The organism is Agrobacterium salinitolerans (genome assembly GCF_027498475.1).
GTDB lineage: Bacteria > Pseudomonadota > Alphaproteobacteria > Rhizobiales > Rhizobiaceae > Agrobacterium > Agrobacterium salinitolerans.
In genome coordinates this window covers 418,107-437,057 of the sequence record NZ_JAPZLN010000003.1, presented here as the reverse complement: position 1 = coordinate 437,057, position 18,951 = coordinate 418,107, and the positions used below count along the sequence as shown (strand labels likewise).

Below are 18,951 nucleotides of genomic sequence, written 5' to 3'. Positions count from 1 at the left end.
AAAAAAACTCCAGACCCCTTGTTTTTCAGGCGATTCCAGCGCTTTTGAGTTGCTGGGCGCGGATGCGAATGTATTCTGCGCCGGCTTAATTTTAGTCGTTTCAAACCATTGAAAGGGGTGGAAACATGAACAAGAACGAGCTCGTCTCTGCTGTTGCCGAAAAGGCTGGTCTCACGAAGGCAGATGCTGCTTCCGCTGTTGATGCCGTATTCGAAACCGTACAGAACGAACTGAAGAGCGGTGGCGACATCCGTCTCGCTGGCTTCGGCAGCTTCTCCGTTAGCCGTCGTGAAGCCTCCAAGGGTCGTAACCCTTCCACGGGTGCTGAAGTCGATATCCCGGCTCGCAACGTACCGAAGTTTTCCGCAGGCAAGGGCCTGAAGGACGCCGTCAACTCGTAAGGTTTCCGGAAAGCTGCAACGCCCGGCGGCGGGCGGGCGGCTTTTCAGGTTCACGAGGAAACATGTTTTGATGCCCTGACGCCGTCACATCGACGCTAAAGCGGGTGGTGTTTCGAAACGCGGAATGTGCGCATAAACGCGAAAGCCCGGCTCCAGCAGTCGGGCTTTTTGATTCTCCCGCAAGGAAATGTCATGCCACTGTCATGTCTTTGACGCAGAAGCCATGGGGTATTTCTGGACCCAAGGGGGATTAAAATGGCGTTCCGATTTTCTCAAATGGCTTTGACTGCAGCTCTGCTTGCGTCCGCGGCCATCCCGGCCGCTGCCGAGCCGGTTTTCAACCGCATTGCATCGTTCCCGGTGGCGAAAAATCTTCCCGCGGACAAGGACGCCAAGTCTGTCACTTCGGCTGAAATCATCACCGCCAGCGAAGACGGCAAGACGCTGATTTATTCGGACAGCCCGCTTGGCGGCATCGGTTTCATCGACATCACAGACGCCAAGGCTCCAAAGGCCGGCGGCGCATTGTTGCTGGAAGGCGAGCCGACCTCCGTTGCCGTTGCCGGTCTCAAGGTACTGGCTGGCGTCAATACGTCGGAAAGTCGTGCCAAGCCCTCCGGCAAGCTGGTGACGGTCGATCTCGCCACGAAGAAGGTTGAGGCAAGCTGCGACCTCGGCGGCCAACCCGATTCCGTCGCCGTTTCCCCGGACAAGACCTTTGCCGCCATCGCGATCGAAAACGAGCGCGATGAAGAGGTGAACGAAGGCGCCCTGCCGCAGATGCCAGCCGGTTACCTCGTCACCGTCGGCCTGAAGGATGGTGTTGCCGACTGCGCGACGCTGAAGAAGATCGACGTTACCGGTCTCGCTGAAATTTCCCCGGAGGATCCGGAACCGGAATTTGTTTCCATCAACGCCAATGGCGAGATCGCGCTGACGCTGCAGGAAAACAACCATATCGTCATCATCGACGGCAAGACCGGCACCGTGAAGACGCATTTCTCTGCCGGCACCGTCAATCTGGAAGGCATCGATACCAAAACCGATGGACAGCTGAAGTTCACCGACAAGCAGGAAGGCCGCAAGCGCGAGCCGGATGCCGTGAAGTGGCTGGACAATGACCGTATCGTCATCGCCAATGAGGGCGACTGGCAGGGCGGCTCGCGCGGCTTCACCATCTTCGACAAGACCGGCAAGCTTCTTTATGAGGCCGGCACCTCGCTCGAGTACGCGGTTGCCGCCATCGGCCACTATCCGGAAAAGCGTTCCAAGGCCAAGGGGATCGAGCCCGAGGGTCTGGAGGCGGCGACCTTCGATGGTCAGAAGTATTTCTTCGTGCTTGCCGAGCGCGCCTCCGTTGCCGCTGTTTACAAGGATACCGGCGCAGAGCCGCAACTGACCCAGCTCCTGCCTTCGGGAATTTCGCCGGAAGGCGCAGTCGCCATCCCGTCGCGCAACCTCCTAGCCACGGCCAATGAGGTTGATCTGATCGAAGACGGCGGCGTCCGCTCGCATGTCATGCTTTATGAGCGTGCTGAAGGCGAAGCAGCCTATCCGCAGCTCGTCTCCGCGACAGTCGATGGTGCGCCGATCGGTTGGGGTGCGCTCTCGGGTCTGGTCGGCGATGCCGAAAAGCCCGGCATTCTCTATGCCGTGTCCGATTCGGTCTATGGCAATCAGCCGTCGATCTTTACCATTGATGCGACGAAAAAGCCTGCTGTCATCACCAGCGTGCTGCGCGTCAAGCGTGACGGCGTCGCCGCTCAGAAGCTTGATATCGAAGGCATCACGCTGGACGGCAAGGGCGGTTTCTGGCTGGCCTCTGAAGGCGATAGCGCCAAGCTCGTTCCGCATGCGCTTTATAACGTTAACGCCAAGGGTGAAATCAAGGCCGAGATCGCGCTGCCGAAGGAGCTGCTCGCCAGCGATACCCGCTTCGGTTTCGAAGGCGTGACGATGATCGGTAAAGGCGACGATGCGACGCTGTGGATGGCCGTGCAGCGTGAATGGGGCACGGACGAGAAGGGCTTCGTCAAGCTCGTCTCCTATAATCCGAAGTCCAAGGAGTGGGGCGCTGTGCGTTACCCGCTCGACAAGACCGAGGCAGGCTGGGTCGGCCTTTCTGAAATCACCGCGCAGGGCGACTATGTCTATATCATCGAGCGCGACAATCAGATCGGCGACAAGGCCAAGATCAAGAAGCTCTACCGCGTTGCTATCGCCGACCTGAAGCCGGGCAAGATCGGCGGCGAGCTGCCGCTGGTGACCAAGCAGGAAGCCCACGACTTCCTGCCCGACCTCAAGGCCCAGACCAACGGCTACGTCGTCGACAAGCTGGAAGGCTTCACCTTTGACAAGGCTGGAGCGGCCTATGCCGTGACAGACAATGACGGCGTCGATGATTCCTCCGGCGAGACGCTGTTCTTCAAGGTTGAGATGAAGGCGATCAACTGATTGCGCCGAACTGTATCGAAAAAAGAGAAAAGCCGGGCGATGCCCGGCTTTTTATTTGGCGAAGAGAACCACCAGGGCTATCGCCACTCCTGAACGATCTGTCATGAGGCAAGCCGTAACATCGGTATCGCTCTCTCAGTATCGAATCTTGGTAAATTTCGTCCAGATGTCGTCCCTAAAAATGTCGCGGACCGATCCTGACGGATCACCGCCCCATGGACTTTGGACTTTTGGGAGTGTCTTGTTTTTCCGAATCCTGCTGGACCCAGCGGAAAAAAATATAAACAGGCAGCGCAATAAGCGCGAGTGTTACAAACGCGTCAATCGACATGGCTTCATCCATCAGTTCAACCGTTCATCATGAAACGGTGCGCAAACAATGCCTGAAATCTCTTTAGAAAGTCTGAATCTTCCTTATTTTCCGGTATGTTGCGGGGTGATACAGGAGGGGCGGGCAGCTGTCGGAATATGGAACAGCAGTTCCGATTTGGCATGGCGCAACTGAAGAGAAGCGATTCTACCTGTCGGCAATCATGACGATGCTTCATGGATCGCATTGAGGGCAGGGGGCAATAATTCCCCGCGCCAGAATCGCTCGCAAAAACCGAGATGCGCGTTGGTTCACGAACTGCTATTTAAATCTTCTGGAAAAATGGTGGGCGATGAGAGACTCGAACTCCCGACATCCTCGGTGTAAACGAGGCGCTCTACCAACTGAGCTAATCGCCCTTCGCGTCTTGCGGATCATGTCCGCCGCGTCGGTGGCCGTGATGTATTCGGATCGGAAAAAAACCGCAAGGGCTTTTGTGAAGTTTTTTTGTTTTTTTTAGGCGAGGTTTTTCCCTCCGCCGAAGAGGAGGGGTAAAAAGCCTGGAACTGCGGGCTTTTTGCCAAAACCAGAAGCCGACGACGCCTTTCTGGCCTTGGGAAATGCCGTTGGAGAAGCCGCCGGCTGTGGACAAGTTTTTTGTTTTCGTTGGGAAAAGCCCGCAAAACAGGGCGTTTGCAGCAATCGCGTTCACAGCCCGTCCGGTTTTTCATGATCAAAATGAAGAAGCTTATTCTTTTGTCGTGAAACCTGCTTGACACCCCCGCACGAACGCCGTAGTTAGCCGCTCAACGAACAGCCGAGGCTGGTTCGTACGGCGGAACCAAGGTTCTGTCGGTCAGGATAAGCGGGTGTAGCTCAGTTGGTTAGAGTGCCGGCCTGTCACGCCGGAGGTCGCGGGTTCGAGCCCCGTCACTCGCGCCATCCTGTTCCTCGGAAAATACGCAGGCGAATGTCTGTGGAGCGCGGGTGTAGCTCAGTCGGTTAGAGTGCCGGCCTGTCACGCCGGAGGTCGCGGGTTCGAGCCCCGTCACTCGCGCCATTTCTTCTTCATGAAATGTCTCTTAAAAGAAAATAAAGCGCTCGTCGCGCGTCTCTGTTTTTGACCGTTCCGGCGTCTGATTCCGGGCTCTCCAGTCGTGATTTTTCCTGCCTTTTTTTATCAAGTTTCGATTTCCCGATATCGTCACTTCGCCGCCTTCCGGACGTAAAATTCGTGTGACTTTTTTGCGGTTGCGTCGTTCAATCGATTATTATTGTATTTGAGTGGCTTAGGCCGGAATTGTGGCCCAAATTTGCGTCAATTCCGGCAATATTGTTGCCAATCAATGCGGCAGGTGTCTTGAAATGGAGGCTAAACTCTTGCAGAGAGGGCGCGGCTGCGCTAACCACTTTGGCGTTGCAACATATTTGTCCGTTCTTTGAGACTTGGGTCGCAAAGGCAGGCCCGGCGCCCGGCCGGGCAAGGAAGAGACCATGACTGAACTCCTCAGTTCCTACATTCCGATCGCAATCTTCATCGGTATCGCTCTCGTCATCGGCCTGGCGCTTCTCATCGCGCCTTTCGCTGTCGCCTATAAGGCGCCGGACCCGGAAAAGCTTTCGGCTTTCGAGTGCGGTTTTAACGCCTTCGACGACGCCCGCATGAAGTTCGATATCCGCTTTTATCTGGTTTCGATTCTGTTCATCATCTTTGACCTGGAAGTAGCCTTCCTGTTTCCTTGGGCGGTGTCTTTCGGCGAGATGGGCTGGTTCGGTTTCTGGTCGATGATGGTGTTCCTTCTCGTCCTCACCATCGGCTTTATCTATGAGTGGAAGAAGGGAGCGCTGGAATGGGCATGAGCCAGAACAACAGCACGCTCGTTGCGCCGCAGCCGAAGGGGATCATCGATCCCGCAACCGGCAAGCCGGTTGGCAGCAACGATGCCTACTTCACGGAAATCAACGACGAGCTGGCCGACAAGGGCTTCCTCGTGACATCGACCGACGAGCTGATCACCTGGGCGCGCACAGGCTCGCTGATGTGGATGCAGTTCGGTCTTGCCTGCTGCGCCGTCGAAGGCCTGATGCAGGCTTCCGGCCCGCGTTACGACATGGAGCGCTTCGGCGTTGCTCCGCGCGCTTCACCGCGCCAGTCGGACGTGATGATCGTTGCCGGCACGCTGACCAACAAGATGGCGCCCGCTCTGCGCAAGGTCTATGACCAGATGCCTGAGCCGCGTTACGTCATCTCCATGGGCTCCTGCGCCAATGGTGGCGGTTATTACCACTATTCCTACGCCGTGGTGCGCGGTTGCGACCGCGTCGTGCCGGTGGATATCTACGTTCCGGGCTGTCCCCCCACCGCGGAGGCGCTGCTTTACGGCGTGCTTCTGCTGCAGAAGAAAATCCGGCGTACCGGTACGATCGAGCGCTAAGGGCAAAGGACGGATTAAGTAATGAGCGAAGCTCTCAACGATCTTGCTGCTTACGTTAAGGAAGCGCGCGGTTCCCTCGTGTTGTCTGCCGATATCGCCTATGGCGAACTGACGCTGAACACGACGCCTGAAAGCGTGATCGCGCTTTTGACCTTCCTGCGTGACGACGTGCAGTGCGGTTTCGTCAATATCATCGATATCTGCGGCGTTGACTGGCCGCAGCGCGAAAAGCGTTTCGATGTCGTATACCATCTGCTGTCGCCGCGCCAGAACCTGCGCGTGCGCGTCAAGCTGCAGGTGGCGGAAGACGAAGGCGTTCCTTCATCGACCTCCGTCTACATGGGCGCGGAGTGGTTCGAGCGCGAAGCCTGGGACATGTATGGCATTCCTTTCGAGGGCCATAAGGACCTGCGCCGCATCCTCACGGACTATGGTTTCGAAGGCCATCCGCTGCGCAAGGATTTTCCGGTTACCGGCTTTGTGGAAGTGCGGTACGATGACGTTCTGAAACGGGTTCTTTATGAACCGGTCGAACTGAAGCAGGAATTCCGCAATTTCGATTTCCTTTCCCCTTGGGAAGGAACGGAATATGTTCTCCCGGGTGACGAAAAGGCCAAGCAATGAGCGAAGCCCCCGCGACAGAGCATGGACAATGTCTTTGCGGCGCCGTCGGCTTCACAGCCACGCTCGGTGCCCGCGAATTCGGCGTCTGCCATTGCTCCATGTGCCGCCGCTGGTCCGGCGGTGCGTTTATGGCTGTCGAATGCATTGATATCGCCTTTGAAAACGAGCATAGCCTCGGCGTTTATTCTTCGTCGGAGTGGGGTGAGCGTTGTTTCTGCAAGAATTGTGGCAGCACGCTGTTGTGGCGTTCCAAGGATGGCAAACATTTTGCCGTTTCGCTGCAGGCGTTCGACAAGCCGTCCAGCTTCACATTCGCGCAGCAAATTTTCACGGATGAGAAGCCCTCGAGCTATTCCTTCGCGCAGACCACGCAGAACATGACCGGCCCCGAATTCATCGCCATGATCACCTCGGCGGAGCACTAGAATGACTGAGCATAACGTCCGCAATTTCACGATCAACTTCGGTCCGGAACATCCCTCCGCGCACGGCGTGCTGCGTCTGGTTCTGGAACTGGACGGCGAAATCGTCGAGCGCGTCGATCCGCATATCGGTCTGCTGCATCGCGGCACTGAAAAGCTGATCGAGACCAAGACCTATCTGCAGGCCGTTCCTTATTTCGACCGCCTCGACTACGTCGCGCCGATGAACCAGGAACATGCTTTCGCGCTCGCCGTCGAAAAGCTGCTCGGTCTCGAAATTCCAATGCGCGGCCAGTTGATCCGCGTTCTCTATTCGGAAATCGGCCGCATCCTGTCGCACATCATGAACGTCACGACGCAGGCCATGGACGTCGGCGCGATGACGCCGCCGGTCTGGGGCTTTGAAGAACGCGAAAAGCTGATGGTGTTCTACGAGCGCGCCTGTGGCGCCCGCATGCACTCGGCTTACGTTCGTCCGGGCGGCGTCCATCAGGATCTGCCGCCGGAACTGGTTGATGATATCGGCAAGTGGTGCGATCCGTTCCTGACCGTTCTCGACAATATCGAAGGTCTTCTGACGGACAACCGCATCTACAAGCAGCGTAACGTCGATATCGGCGTCGTGTCGCTGGAAGATGCGTTTGCCTGGGGCTTCACGGGTGTGATGGTGCGTGGATCCGGCGCTGCCTGGGATTTGCGCCGTTCGCAACCTTATGAGTGCTATTCCGATCTCGAATTCGACATTCCGGTCGGCAAGAACGGCGACTGCTACGACCGTTACCTGATCCGCATGCAGGAAATGCGAGAATCGGTAAAGATCATGAAGCAATGCGTCGATCGTCTGTCCGGCAAGCATCGCATCGGCCCGGTCTCCTCGCTGGATGGCAAGGTGGTTCCGCCCAAGCGCGGCGAGATGAAGCGTTCGATGGAAGCTCTGATCCATCACTTCAAGCTCTATACCGAAGGTTATCACGTTCCCGCCGGCGAAGTTTACGCCGCCGTCGAAGCGCCGAAGGGAGAATTCGGCGTTTACGTTGTTGCCGATGGCTCGAACAAGCCCTACCGCTGCAAGATCCGCGCGCCGGGTTACGCCCATTTGCAGGCGATGGATTTCCTGTGCAAGGGCCATCAGCTTGCCGACGTTACAGCCGTACTCGGCTCTCTCGACATCGTGTTCGGGGAGGTCGACCGCTGATGCGTCTGCCGCTGGCCATTCCGGCTTTTCTCGCTGCGATGTCTACTCCCGTTCTCGCCCAGACGGCGACGGACGAGGGCGGAGTATCGCTGTCGAGCGGCGGCTCTTCGACCATCAAGCAGCTTCTGTCTTCGGGATACGAGATCAAGGCCTCGGTTCCCAATGGCAGCAAGTTCATCGTGTTCATGCAAAAAGACAAGGCGGCTTATGCCTGCGAATTCGTCACGGTGGCGAGATCGCGGTGTGAGACGTTAAACTGAAAAGGCGTGAGGAAGTATGTCCGTTCGTCGACTAGCCGAAGATCAGTTCCAGCCCGTGGCTTTTGCCTTCAATGCGGAAAACACCGCATGGGCTGAAAAGACGATCAAGAAATATCCCGAGGGACGCCAGCAATCGGCGGTTATCCCGCTGCTCATGCGTGCGCAGGAGCAGGACGGCTGGGTTACCCGCGCCGCCATCGAGAAAATCGCCGACATGCTGGATATGGCCTATATCCGTGTTCTTGAAGTGGCGACCTTCTACACCCAGTTCCAGCTGAAGCCGGTTGGCACGCGCGCCCACGTTCAGGTGTGTGGCACCACGCCCTGCATGCTGCGCGGCTCGGAAGCGCTGATGGATGTCTGCCGCAAGAAGATCCACCACGATCCGTTGCACACCAACGAGAGCGGAACGCTCTCCTGGGAAGAAGTGGAATGTCAGGGCGCCTGCGTCAACGCGCCAATGGTCATCATTTTCAAGGATGCCTATGAGGACCTGACGCCCGAGCGTCTGGAAGAGATCATCGACACGTTCGAGGCAGGCAAGGGCGACACGGTCAAGACCGGCCCTCAGATCGACCGCCACCAGTCGGTCCCGGTCGGTGGCCTGACGACGCTGACGGAGGAGATCAAGCCGGACCGTTCCAATCTCGACAAGCCGGCCGAAGCGCCTGCGGACGCCGCGTCGGTTCCGCCGTCCAATGCCGCCAAGCCGAAGACGGACGCCCCGGAAACCGATCCGAAGCTGAAGACGCCTGCGACCGCACCGAAGGCTGCCGAAGCGAATGCAAAGACCGTCGAAAAGGAAGCTTCGGGATCTGCGAAGCCGTCGCTCGATTCCAAGGATCGTCCGGCCGCTATCGAAAAGCCCGCAACGCCCGACGACCTGAAGCTCATTTCCGGCGTCGGTCCGAAGATCGAAGGCACGCTGCACGAGCTCGGCATCTTCACCTATGCGCAGATCGCCGGCTGGAAAAAGGCCGAATGCGACTGGGTCGACGGTTATCTGAATTTCAAGGGCCGCATCGAACGCGATGAGTGGATCAAGCAGGCCGAGGCGCTCGCCAAGGGTGGCGAAGCCGAGTATATCAGGGTCTTCGGCAAGAAGCCGCGGTAAGAGGTGAAGCATGTTAAAAGATCAGGATCGCATCTTTACCAATCTCTACGGCCTCAAGGACAAGTCCCTGAAGGGTGTGCTTGCACGCGGCCATTGGGACGGCACCAAGCAGATCATCGAAAAGGGCCGTGACTGGATCATCAACGAGATGAAGGCTTCCGGCCTTCGCGGTCGCGGCGGCGCTGGCTTCCCGACGGGTCTCAAGTGGTCCTTCATGCCGAAGGAAAATGACGGTCGTCCGCATTATCTCGTCGTCAACGCCGACGAATCCGAACCCGGCACCTGTAAGGACCGCGAAATTCTGCGCAACGATCCGCATACGCTGATCGAAGGCTGCGTGATCGCCGGTTTCGCCATGGGCGCGCATACCGCCTATATCTACGTGCGCGGCGAATATATGCGCGAGCGTGAAGCGCTTCAGGCGGCTATCGACGAGTGCTACGATGCCGGCCTGCTTGGCAAGAACAACAAGAACGGCTGGGATTTCGACATCTATGTCCATCACGGCGCCGGTGCCTATATCTGCGGCGAAGAGACGGCTCTGCTCGAAAGCCTTGAAGGCAAGAAGGGGCAGCCGCGCCTGAAGCCCCCGTTCCCGGCCAATATGGGTCTTTACGGCTGCCCGACGACCGTCAACAACGTTGAATCGATCGCCGTTGCGCCGACCATCCTGCGACGTGGCGCTGCATGGTTCTCGTCCATCGGCCGTCCGAACAATGTCGGCACCAAGCTCTTCATGGTGTCAGGCCATGTCGAGCGTCCGTGCACCTTCGAAGATGCGCTGGGTCTGTCCTTCCGTGAGCTGATCGAACACCATTGCGGTGGCATTCGCGGCGGTTGGGACAATCTGCTCGGCGTCATCCCGGGCGGCGCATCCTGCCCCATCGTGCGCGGTGAGGACATGAAGGACGCCATCATGGACTTTGACGGCATGCGCGAAGTGAAGTCTTCCTTCGGCACCGGCGGCATGATCGTCATGGACAAGTCGACCGACGTCATCAAGGCGATTGCCCGCATCGCGGCTTTCTTCAAGCACGAAAGCTGCGGCCAGTGCACGCCGTGCCGCGAAGGCACCGGCTGGATGTGGCGCGTGCTGGAACGCATGGTCAAGGGCAACGCGCAGAAGCGCGAAATCGACATGCTGTTCGAAGTGACGAAGCAGATCGAAGGCCATACCATCTGTGCGCTCGGCGACGCCGCCGCATGGCCGGTACAGGCGCTGATCCGCAATTTCCGTCCGGAAATCGAAAAGCGCATCGACCAATATACCTACAGGGCCATGGATGATGGCGCTGTTCTGGAAGCCGCTGAATAAGCGTTGAGGCTTCGAGCGGAGCCGGAATTTCCGGCCTCGCGACACCATGAAGCGTCTGGCATACGACACGAGTGCCGGGTGTGATTAAGGATTTGTTGCGGACCGTGTGAGACATGGGACGAACAGGCAACAGGACGTAAGTAGAACCATGGCAAAGCTCAAGGTTGACGGTAAAGAGATCGAGGTTCCGGATCATTTCACGCTGTTGCAGGCGTGCGAGGAGGCTGGCGCCGAAGTTCCGCGCTTTTGTTTTCATGAGCGCTTGTCGGTCGCGGGTAACTGCCGCATGTGTCTCATCGAGGTGAAGGGCGGACCGCCCAAGCCGGCCGCTTCCTGCGCCATGGGCGTGCGCGACGTTCGCGGCGGCCCGAACGGCGAATTGCCTGAAGTTTTCACCAACACGCCGATGGTCAAGAAGGCCCGCGAAGGTGTGATGGAATTCCTGCTGATCAATCACCCCCTGGATTGCCCGATCTGCGACCAGGGCGGCGAGTGCGACCTGCAGGACCAGGCCATGGCCTTCGGTATCGCCGGATCGCGCTACGCGGAAAACAAGCGCGCGGTTGAAGACAAATATATCGGCCCGCTCGTCAAGACGGTGATGAACCGCTGCATCCACTGCACGCGCTGCGTCCGTTTCACGACCGAAGTGGCCGGCATTGCCGAACTCGGCCTCATCGGCCGCGGCGAGGATGCCGAAATCACCACCTATCTCGAGCAGGCGATGACCTCGGAGCTGCAGGGCAACGTCGTTGACCTCTGCCCGGTCGGCGCGCTCACCTCCAAGCCTTTCGCTTTCACTGCCCGTCCGTGGGAACTTAACAAGACCGAAACCGTCGACGTGATGGATGCTCTCGGTTCGGCCATCCGCGTCGATACCCGTGGCCGCGAAGTCATGCGTGTCATGCCGCGTGTCAACGAGGCGATCAACGAAGAGTGGATTTCCGACAAGAGCCGCTTCATCTGGGATGGCCTGAAGACGCAGCGCCTCGACCGGCCTTACGTCCGCAAGGATGGCCGTTTGCAGCCCGCAACCTGGGGCGAAGCTTTTGGCGCGATCAAGAACGCAGTGGCTGCGACATCCGGTTCCAAGATCGGCGCGATCGCCGGCGATCTGTCTTCCGTTGAAGAAATGTTCGCGCTGAAGTCGCTTCTCGCGTCGCTCGGTTCGGCCAATGTCGATTGCCGCCAGGATGCCGCAGCGCTTGACCCTTCGCTCGGCCGCGCCAGCTACCTGTTCAATTCAACCATCGAAGGTATCGAACAGGCCGACGCTCTGCTGATCGTTGGTTCCAACCCGCGTTTCGAAGCGGCCGTGCTCAACGCCCGCATCCGCAAGCGCTGGCGTCGTGGCGGTTTCCCGATCGGTGTGATCGGTGAGGCCGGTGAACTGCGCTACAATTACGAATATCTCGGCTCGGGTGCTGAAACGCTCTCCGATCTGGCCAATGGTTCGCACAGCTTCGTTGACAAGCTGAAGTCCGCCAAGAACCCGCTGATCATCGTCGGTCAGGGCGCATTGTCCCGTACGGATGGCGCTGCCGTACTGGCCGCCGCTGCCAAGCTCGCTACGTCGGTCGGCGCTGTCACCGAAGAGTGGAATGGTTTCTCGGTGCTTCACACTGCCGCTGCTCGCGTTGGCGGTCTCGATATCGGTTTTGTGCCGGGCGAGGGCGGTGTTGCTGCTGCCGAAATGGTAACGTCCATGGACGTTCTCTTCCTGCTCGGCGCCGATGAAATCGACCTGTCGAACAAGGGTGCGAAGTTCACCGTCTATATCGGCAGCCATGGCGATCAGGGCGCGATGAACGCCGACGTCATCCTTCCGGGTGCGGCCTATACCGAAAAATCCGGTATCTGGGTCAACACCGAAGGCCGCGTTCAGGTGGGCAACCGCGCCGGTTTCGCACCGGGCGAAGCCCGCGAAGACTGGGCGATCCTGCGTGCGCTGTCCGACGTTCTCGGCAAGAAGCTGCCGTTCGATTCGCTGTCTGCCCTGCGCGGCCAGCTTTATGTCGCGTATCCGCATCTGGCGGAAACCGACGAGATCGTTGCCGGCAAGGCTACCGATATCGAGGCGCTGGCTGGTAAAAGCGGCTCGCTCACCAAGTCGGCGTTTGCCTCGCCGGTAAAAGACTTTTATTTGACGAACCCGATTGCGCGCGCATCCGCCGTCATGGCCGAGTGCTCCGCATTGGCCCGCAACAATTTCCAGGCTGCGGCAGAGTAAGGGTAGGGGATTTATGGAACAGTTTTTCTGGAGCTACGTCTGGCCCGCGCTGATCATGGTCGGCCAGTCCCTGCTGCTTCTCGTTTGCCTTCTGGTATCCATCGCGTTCCTGCTGCTAGCCGACCGTAAGGTCTGGGCGGCCGTGCAGCTGCGCCGTGGTCCGAACGTCGTTGGTCCCTTCGGTCTCTTCCAGTCTTTCGCCGACCTGTTGAAGTTCATCCTGAAGGAACCGGTCATTCCGGCCGGCGCCAATAAGGCCGTTTTCCTTCTGGCGCCGCTGGTTGCGGTGACGCTGGCGCTTTCCACCTACGCGGTCATTCCCTTCGCCGATGGCTGGGTTGTCGCCAATATCAATGTCGGCATTCTCTACATCTTCGCGATTTCGTCGCTTGAAGTGTACGGCATCATCATGGGCGGCTGGGCTTCGAACTCGAAATATCCTTTCCTCGGCGCGCTGCGTTCCGCTGCGCAGATGGTGTCCTATGAAGTCTCGATCGGCCTCGTCATCGTCACCGTTCTGCTATGCGTCGGCTCGCTGAACCTGACGGACATCGTGCTTGCCCAGAAGACTGGCCTCGGCACCATGCTCGGCCTGCCGCCATCGTTCCTCGACTGGCACTGGCTGTCGCTGTTCCCGATGTTCATCGTGTTCTTCATTTCGGGCCTTGCCGAAACCAACCGTCCGCCCTTCGACCTTCCGGAAGCGGAATCGGAACTGGTTGCCGGTCACATGGTCGAATACGGCTCCACGCCCTACATGATGTTCATGCTCGGCGAATATGCTGCGATCGTCCTGATCTGCTGCCTGACGACGATCCTGTTCATGGGCGGCTGGCTGCCGATCGTGGATGTATGGTTCCTGAACTGGGTTCCGGGCATCGTCTGGTTCGCGCTGAAGGGCTGCATGGTCTTCTTCATGATCGCTCTCACCAAGGCATTCGTTCCGCGTTACCGTTATGACCAGCTCATGCGTCTTGGCTGGAAGGTGTTCCTGCCGCTGTCGCTCGCCATGGTCGTTATTGTTGCATTCGTATTGAAGCTGACGGGGTGGGCCGGTTGATGTCTGAACTCCTCGCTCAAAGATCTGGAGACTGAGATGGCAAGCCTCTCCCAAGCCGTCAACTCGCTGTTCCTCAAGGAATTCGTTGGCGCGATCCTGCTGACGATGCGCCACTTCTTCAAACAGAAGGCGACGATCAATTATCCTTTCGAAAAGGGTCCGGTCTCGCCGCGCTTCCGTGGTGAACACGCGTTGCGCCGTTATCCGAACGGTGAAGAACGCTGCATCGCCTGCAAGCTGTGTGAAGCTATCTGTCCTGCCCAGGCGATCACCATCGAAGCCGGTCCGCGCCGCAATGACGGCACCCGCCGCACGGTGCGTTACGATATCGACATGGTGAAGTGCATTTATTGCGGTTTCTGCCAGGAAGCCTGCCCGGTCGATGCCATCGTCGAAGGCCCGAACTTCGAATTCGCGACGGAAACCCGCGAGGAGCTTTATTTCGACAAGCAGAAGCTTCTCGACAATGGCGACCGCTGGGAGCGTGAAATCGCGCGCAACCTCGCACTGGATGCGCCTTACCGTTAAGGTGCAACCGTCTTTCCGGGGGCGACCCCGGAGAGCGATGAAAAGTAAAATGCCTGCGCGGTTTTCGCCGGCGGGGACGAAACGGGTGAGGGGCCTTCGAGCCATCTTTGCCCGATGAGGACAAGAAGGCACCAACATGGGTCTGCACGCTGTATTCTTTTATATATTCGCTTTCGTCGCCGTGGCGTCTGCGTTCATGGTCATCGCATCGAAGAACCCTGTTCATTCGGTGCTGTTTCTGATTTTGACCTTCTTCAACGCGGCCGCGCTGTTCCTGCTGACGGGCGCCGAATTCCTCGGCATGATCCTGCTGGTGGTTTATGTCGGCGCGGTGGCGGTGCTGTTCCTCTTCGTCGTGATGATGCTGGACGTGGATTTTGCCGAGCTGCGCTCCGGGGTGCTGCAATATGCACCTGTCGGCGCGCTGATCGGCGTCATCCTGGCTGCGGAACTGATCGTTGTGGTCGGCGGCAGCATGCTGAACCCGATTGCGGCAAAGTCCATCACTATGCCCATCCCGCCTGTGACCGAACGCACCAATACGGCCGCACTCGGCGATGTGCTCTATACCAATTACGTCTACTTCTTCCAGCTCGCCGGTCTCGTGCTGCTGGTGGCCATGATCGGCGCCATCGTGCTGACCCTGCGTCATCGCACCGACATCAAGCGGCAGGATATCTCCACGCAGGTTGGCCGCGACCCGAAGACCGCCGTTACCACGGTCAAGGTCAAGCCGGGTCAGGGCATCTGAAGGCGAACGGATCCAAGGAAACAGAATATGGAAATCGGTCTTTCCCACTACCTGACGGTCAGCGCCATCCTCTTCACGATCGGCGTCTTCGGCATCTTCCTCAACCGGAAGAACGTCATCGTCATCCTGATGTCGATCGAGCTTATCCTGCTGGCGGTCAACATCAACATGGTGGCGTTCTCGGCGTTCCTGAACGATATCGTCGGCCAGGTCTTCGCTTTGTTCATTCTGACCGTTGCGGCCGCCGAAGCCGCCATCGGTCTTGCAATACTCGTTGTCTTCTACCGCAACCGCGGATCGATCGCCGTCGAAGACGTCAATATGATGAAGGGCTGATAAGGCTATGATCTACAAGGCTATCGTCTTTCTTCCCCTGATCGGCTTCCTGATCGCCGGCCTGTTCGGCCGCTCCATCGGTGCCAAGGCTTCGGAATATGTCACCACCGGTCTGATGATCGTGGTCGCCATTCTGTCGTGGATCGTCTTCTTCTCCGTAGCGCTTGCCCATGGCGAGCCGGGCGAGGTGATCAAGGTCACCGTGCTGCGCTGGATCCAGTCCGGCGGCATTGATGTCGAATGGGCATTCCGCATCGATACGCTGACGGCCGTCATGTTCGTCGTGGTCAACACCGTCTCGACGCTCGTGCACCTCTATTCGATCGGATACATGCACCACGATCCGCATCGTCCGCGCTTCTTCGCCTATCTGTCGCTCTTCACCTTCGCCATGCTGATGCTGGTGACTTCCGACAACCTGCTGCAGATGTTCTTCGGCTGGGAAGGCGTGGGTCTGGCGTCCTATCTGCTGATCGGTTTCTGGTTCAAGAAGCCGTCCGCATCGGCCGCCGCCATGAAGGCTTTCATCGTCAACCGCGTTGGCGACTTCGGCTTCATTCTCGGCATTGGCGGCGTATTCGTGTTGTTCGGCTCGATCAATTTCGAAACGATCTTCGCTGCCGCCGCGACCTATCTGCCGGCTGAGGGTGCTGCTTCCACTGATACGGTCATCAACCTGTTCGGTATGCATCTGGACAAGGCCAATGCGATGACCGGCGTCTGCCTGCTGCTCTTCATGGGCGCGATGGGTAAGTCGGCGCAGTTCCTGCTGCACACCTGGCTTCCGGACGCGATGGAAGGCCCGACCCCGGTGTCTGCCCTCATTCACGCCGCAACCATGGTCACCGCCGGTGTCTTCCTCGTCGCTCGCATGTCGCCGCTGTTCGAGCTGTCGCATGATGCCTTGACCGTCGTGACGCTGATTGGCGCGATCACCGCCTTCTTTGCGGCAACCGTCGGCCTCGTGCAGAACGACATCAAGCGCGTGATTGCCTACTCGACCTGCTCGCAGCTCGGTTACATGTTCGTGGCGCTCGGCGTCGGTGCTTATGGCGCTGCCGTGTTCCACCTCTTCACGCACGCTTTCTTCAAGGCGCTGTTGTTCCTGTGCGCCGGCTCGGTCATCCATGCCGTCGATGGCGAGCAGGACATGCGTTACATGGGCGGCCTGCGCAAGCATATCCCCATCACCTTCTGGACCATGACCGTCGGCACGCTGGCGCTGACCGGCGTTGGTATTCCGGGCACGATGATCGGTTTTGCCGGCTTCTTCTCGAAGGACGTCATCATCGAATCCGCTTATGCGTCGCACTCGATTCTGTCGGGCTTCGCCTTCACGCTGCTGGTCATCGCCGCGCTGTTCACCAGCTTCTATTCCTGGCGTCTGGCGTTCATGACCTTCTTCGGCAAGCCGCGCGCTTCCGCTGACGTCATGCACCACGTGCATGAATCGCCGATGGTCATGCTGATCCCGCTCTTCATCCTCACCGTCGGCGCGATCTTTGCCGGTGTTGCCTTCGAAGGTTATTTCTTCGGCCACGAATATGCCGAGTTCTGGAAGGGCGCTCTGTTCACACTTCCGGAAAACGAGATCCTCGAAGAGTTCCACCACGTTCCGCTGTGGGTGAAGTGGAGTCCGTTCGTCGCAATGACGCTTGGTTTCGTGACCGCCTGGTACATGTACATCAAGTCGCCCGAGACGCCGAAGCGTCTGGCAGCGACCCATCGTGGCCTCTACCAGTTCCTTCTGAACAAGTGGTATTTCGACGAACTCTATGACTTCCTCTTCGTTCGTTCCGCAAAGGCGCTCGGCCGCTTCCTGTGGAAGAAGGGCGACGTCGCCGTCATCGACCACTACGGACCGAACGGCATTGCAGCGCGTGTGGTTGACGTGACCAACCGCATGGTCCGCCTGCAATCCGGTTACCTCTATCACTATGCCTTTGCGATGCTGATCGGCATCGCGGCGCTTGTCACCTGGATGATGCTCGGGAGTGCCCTCTGATGACCGATTGGCCCATTCTTTCAACGGTCACCTTTCTGCCGCTCGTCGGCGTGGTGCTCCTGCTTCTGACGAATGAGAACGGCCCCTATGGTCGCCGCAACATTCTCAACGTCTCGCTGCTGACGACAGTCTTCACCTTCATCGTGTCGCTGTTCATCTGGATCGGGTTCGACAATTCGAACCCCGGTTTCCAGATGGTCGAAAAGCATCAATGGTTCGGCAACATCGCCGCCTATCATCTGGGCGTCGACGGCATCTCCATGCTCTTCGTCATCCTCACCACCTTCCTCATGCCGTTCTGCGTGCTGGCAAGCTGGGATTCGATCGAGAAGCGCATCAAGGAATACATGATCGCCTTCCTGCTTCTGGAAGTCGTCATGATCGGCGTCTTCGTGGCACTGGATACCGTTCTCTTCTACGTCTTCTTCGAAGCGACGCTGATCCCGATGTTCATCATCATCGGCGTGTGGGGCGGCAAGGATCGCGTTTACGCCTCCTACAAGTTCTTCCTCTACACGCTGCTCGGCTCGGTTCTGACCATGCTCGCCATCATGGCCATGTATTGGCAGGCCGGCACGACCGACATGACGGAACTGCTGAAATACGGCTTCCCGGCGGGAATGCAGACCTGGCTGTGGCTTGCCTGTTTCGCCGCCTTCTCGGTCAAGATGCCGATGTGGCCGGTGCACACCTGGCTGCCGGATGCCCACGTTCAGGCTCCGACCGCAGGTTCGGTCATTCTGGCCGGCGTCATGCTGAAGCTCGGCGGTTACGGTTTCATCCGCTTCTCGCTGTCGATGTTCCCCTTAGCGTCGGACTATTTCGCACCCTTCGTCTTCACGCTGTCGGTTCTTGCCATCATCTACACCTCGCTGGTGGCGATGATGCAGGACGACATCAAGAAGTTGATCGCCTATTCCTCCGTTGCCCACATGGGTTATGTGACCATGGGCATCTTTGCCGCCAACGTTCAGGGCGTGCAGGGCGCGATCTTCCAGATGCTGTCGCACGGTATCGTGTCGGGCGCACTCTTCCTCTGCGTCGGCGTTGTTTATGACCGTCTCCATACCCGCGAGATCGCGGCCTATGGCGGCCTCGTCAACAACATGCCGAAATATGCCGTGGCCTTCATGATCTTCACCATGGCCAATGTCGGTCTGCCCGGCACGTCCGGCTTCATCGGTGAATTCCTGACGTTGATCGGTGTCTTCCGCGCCAACACGCTGGTCGCACTCTTTGCCGCCACCGGTGTCATCCTCTCGGCCGCTTATGCGCTGTGGCTCTATCGCCGCGTGATCTTCGGTGCGCTGGAAAAGGAAAGCCTGAAGAGCCTGCTCGATCTGTCGACCCGCGAGAAGGTCATCCTTTATCCGCTGGTCGTGCTGACGATCTTCTTCGGTGTCTATCCGGCACCGGTGTTCGATGCGACAGCCGCATCGGTCGATCTTCTGGTAAACAACTATTCGGCTGCACTGCAGGCGGCGCAAAATGTTGCGCTCTCTATGAATTGA

Annotated in this window: 18 protein-coding genes and 3 tRNA genes; 20 read left to right on the top strand and 1 reads right to left on the bottom strand. The window is 58.4% G+C overall.

Going from position 1 to position 18,951, the window contains the following annotated elements:
* Positions 1-125: 125 nt before the first annotated feature.
* Positions 126-401 (top strand): DNA-binding protein HupB, encoded by a 276-nt coding sequence (gene hupB, locus O9X91_RS14100; protein WP_003496481.1) that lies wholly within the window; start codon positions 126-128, stop codon positions 399-401.
* A gap of 255 nt (positions 402-656) precedes the next feature.
* A complete protein-coding gene (locus tag O9X91_RS14095) occupies positions 657-2,855 on the top strand; it encodes an esterase-like activity of phytase family protein (RefSeq protein ID WP_142912610.1) in 2,199 nt (732 codons plus the stop codon).
* Positions 2,856-3,508: 653 nt separating this feature from the next.
* On the opposite strand, the gene O9X91_RS14090 is transcribed toward O9X91_RS14095, so the two are convergent.
* Positions 3,509-3,584, bottom strand: a tRNA-Val gene (locus tag O9X91_RS14090).
* 207 nt (positions 3,585-3,791) lie between these two features.
* On the opposite strand from O9X91_RS14090, the gene O9X91_RS14085 reads away from it, so the two are divergent.
* The 18 genes from O9X91_RS14085 (at position 3,792) to O9X91_RS14000 (ending at position 18,951) form a co-directional block, all read left to right on the top strand.
* The gene (locus O9X91_RS14085; RefSeq protein ID WP_161596349.1) at positions 3,792-3,941 is read left to right on the top strand and encodes a hypothetical protein; all 150 of its coding nucleotides are present in this window, start codon (positions 3,792-3,794) and stop codon (positions 3,939-3,941) included.
* 89 nt (positions 3,942-4,030) lie between these two features.
* Positions 4,031-4,107, top strand: a tRNA-Asp gene (locus O9X91_RS14080).
* Positions 4,108-4,148: 41 nt separating this feature from the next.
* Positions 4,149-4,225: transfer RNA gene (locus O9X91_RS14075), tRNA-Asp, on the top strand.
* Positions 4,226-4,659: 434 nt separating this feature from the next.
* Complete coding sequence (locus O9X91_RS14070) at positions 4,660-5,025, top strand: NADH-quinone oxidoreductase subunit A (protein WP_003496469.1); 366 nt, start codon at positions 4,660-4,662, stop codon at positions 5,023-5,025.
* Positions 5,016-5,600, top strand: coding sequence for a NuoB/complex I 20 kDa subunit family protein (locus tag O9X91_RS14065; protein WP_003512655.1), 585 nt, complete (start codon positions 5,016-5,018; stop codon positions 5,598-5,600). Before O9X91_RS14070 ends, O9X91_RS14065 begins: the two co-directional genes overlap by 10 nt.
* A 21-nt stretch (positions 5,601-5,621) precedes the next feature.
* Positions 5,622-6,224 (top strand): NADH-quinone oxidoreductase subunit C, encoded by a 603-nt coding sequence (locus tag O9X91_RS14060; protein WP_142912111.1) that lies wholly within the window; start codon positions 5,622-5,624, stop codon positions 6,222-6,224.
* On the top strand, positions 6,221-6,649 hold the full coding sequence (locus tag O9X91_RS14055; RefSeq protein WP_142912112.1) for a GFA family protein: 429 nt from the start codon (positions 6,221-6,223) through the stop codon (positions 6,647-6,649). Before O9X91_RS14060 ends, O9X91_RS14055 begins: the two co-directional genes overlap by 4 nt.
* A 1-nt stretch (position 6,650) precedes the next feature.
* Complete coding sequence (locus O9X91_RS14050; protein ID WP_006312711.1) at positions 6,651-7,841, top strand: NADH-quinone oxidoreductase subunit D; 1,191 nt, start codon at positions 6,651-6,653, stop codon at positions 7,839-7,841.
* Positions 7,841-8,101: a hypothetical protein gene (locus O9X91_RS14045; protein ID WP_142912113.1), complete on the top strand. Its 261-nt coding sequence runs from the start codon at positions 7,841-7,843 to the stop codon at positions 8,099-8,101. Before O9X91_RS14050 ends, O9X91_RS14045 begins: the two co-directional genes overlap by 1 nt.
* A 16-nt stretch (positions 8,102-8,117) precedes the next feature.
* A complete protein-coding gene (locus tag O9X91_RS14040; protein WP_269824024.1) occupies positions 8,118-9,215 on the top strand; it encodes an NADH-quinone oxidoreductase subunit E in 1,098 nt (365 codons plus the stop codon).
* Between the two features lie 10 nt (positions 9,216-9,225).
* On the top strand, positions 9,226-10,530 hold the full coding sequence (gene nuoF, locus O9X91_RS14035; protein ID WP_077982450.1) for an NADH-quinone oxidoreductase subunit NuoF: 1,305 nt from the start codon (positions 9,226-9,228) through the stop codon (positions 10,528-10,530).
* A gap of 148 nt (positions 10,531-10,678) precedes the next feature.
* Positions 10,679-12,760, top strand: a complete 2,082-nt coding sequence (gene nuoG / locus O9X91_RS14030; protein ID WP_269834316.1) for an NADH-quinone oxidoreductase subunit NuoG — start codon at positions 10,679-10,681, stop codon at positions 12,758-12,760.
* 13 nt (positions 12,761-12,773) lie between these two features.
* Positions 12,774-13,820 carry an NADH-quinone oxidoreductase subunit NuoH gene (gene nuoH, locus O9X91_RS14025; protein WP_077982448.1) on the top strand — a complete coding sequence of 349 codons (1,047 nt, stop codon included), beginning with the start codon at positions 12,774-12,776 and terminating at the stop codon, positions 13,818-13,820.
* A 36-nt stretch (positions 13,821-13,856) separates the two neighbouring features.
* Positions 13,857-14,348 (top strand): NADH-quinone oxidoreductase subunit NuoI, encoded by a 492-nt coding sequence (gene nuoI / locus O9X91_RS14020; RefSeq protein ID WP_077982447.1) that lies wholly within the window; start codon positions 13,857-13,859, stop codon positions 14,346-14,348.
* A 136-nt stretch (positions 14,349-14,484) separates the two neighbouring features.
* Positions 14,485-15,099 (top strand): NADH-quinone oxidoreductase subunit J, encoded by a 615-nt coding sequence (locus O9X91_RS14015; RefSeq protein ID WP_003521517.1) that lies wholly within the window; start codon positions 14,485-14,487, stop codon positions 15,097-15,099.
* A gap of 27 nt (positions 15,100-15,126) precedes the next feature.
* The gene (nuoK, locus tag O9X91_RS14010; protein WP_003521516.1) at positions 15,127-15,435 is read left to right on the top strand and encodes an NADH-quinone oxidoreductase subunit NuoK; all 309 of its coding nucleotides are present in this window, start codon (positions 15,127-15,129) and stop codon (positions 15,433-15,435) included.
* Between the two features lie 7 nt (positions 15,436-15,442).
* Positions 15,443-17,440, top strand: a complete 1,998-nt coding sequence (gene nuoL / locus O9X91_RS14005) for an NADH-quinone oxidoreductase subunit L (protein WP_142912116.1) — start codon at positions 15,443-15,445, stop codon at positions 17,438-17,440.
* Complete coding sequence (locus tag O9X91_RS14000) at positions 17,440-18,951, top strand: NADH-quinone oxidoreductase subunit M (protein WP_063951192.1); 1,512 nt, start codon at positions 17,440-17,442, stop codon at positions 18,949-18,951. The genes nuoL and O9X91_RS14000 overlap by 1 nt, the downstream gene beginning before the upstream one ends.

Bases quoted from the DNA above. Each gene is read 5' to 3' on its own strand.
- hupB (WP_003496481.1), top strand. From the start codon at position 126: ATGAACAAGAACGAGCTCGTCTCTGCTGTTGCCGAAAAGGCTGGTCTC.
- O9X91_RS14095 (WP_142912610.1), top strand. From the start codon at position 657: ATGGCGTTCCGATTTTCTCAAATGGCTTTGACTGCAGCTCTGCTTGCG.
- O9X91_RS14070 (WP_003496469.1), top strand. From the start codon at position 4,660: ATGACTGAACTCCTCAGTTCCTACATTCCGATCGCAATCTTCATCGGT.
- O9X91_RS14065 (WP_003512655.1), top strand. From the start codon at position 5,016: ATGGGCATGAGCCAGAACAACAGCACGCTCGTTGCGCCGCAGCCGAAG.
- O9X91_RS14060 (WP_142912111.1), top strand. From the start codon at position 5,622: ATGAGCGAAGCTCTCAACGATCTTGCTGCTTACGTTAAGGAAGCGCGC.
- O9X91_RS14055 (WP_142912112.1), top strand. From the start codon at position 6,221: ATGAGCGAAGCCCCCGCGACAGAGCATGGACAATGTCTTTGCGGCGCC.
- O9X91_RS14050 (WP_006312711.1), top strand. From the start codon at position 6,651: ATGACTGAGCATAACGTCCGCAATTTCACGATCAACTTCGGTCCGGAA.
- O9X91_RS14045 (WP_142912113.1), top strand. From the start codon at position 7,841: ATGCGTCTGCCGCTGGCCATTCCGGCTTTTCTCGCTGCGATGTCTACT.
- O9X91_RS14040 (WP_269824024.1), top strand. From the start codon at position 8,118: ATGTCCGTTCGTCGACTAGCCGAAGATCAGTTCCAGCCCGTGGCTTTT.
- nuoF (WP_077982450.1), top strand. From the start codon at position 9,226: ATGTTAAAAGATCAGGATCGCATCTTTACCAATCTCTACGGCCTCAAG.
- nuoG (WP_269834316.1), top strand. From the start codon at position 10,679: ATGGCAAAGCTCAAGGTTGACGGTAAAGAGATCGAGGTTCCGGATCAT.
- nuoH (WP_077982448.1), top strand. From the start codon at position 12,774: ATGGAACAGTTTTTCTGGAGCTACGTCTGGCCCGCGCTGATCATGGTC.
- nuoI (WP_077982447.1), top strand. From the start codon at position 13,857: ATGGCAAGCCTCTCCCAAGCCGTCAACTCGCTGTTCCTCAAGGAATTC.
- O9X91_RS14015 (WP_003521517.1), top strand. From the start codon at position 14,485: ATGGGTCTGCACGCTGTATTCTTTTATATATTCGCTTTCGTCGCCGTG.
- nuoK (WP_003521516.1), top strand. From the start codon at position 15,127: ATGGAAATCGGTCTTTCCCACTACCTGACGGTCAGCGCCATCCTCTTC.
- nuoL (WP_142912116.1), top strand. From the start codon at position 15,443: ATGATCTACAAGGCTATCGTCTTTCTTCCCCTGATCGGCTTCCTGATC.
- O9X91_RS14000 (WP_063951192.1), top strand. From the start codon at position 17,440: ATGACCGATTGGCCCATTCTTTCAACGGTCACCTTTCTGCCGCTCGTC.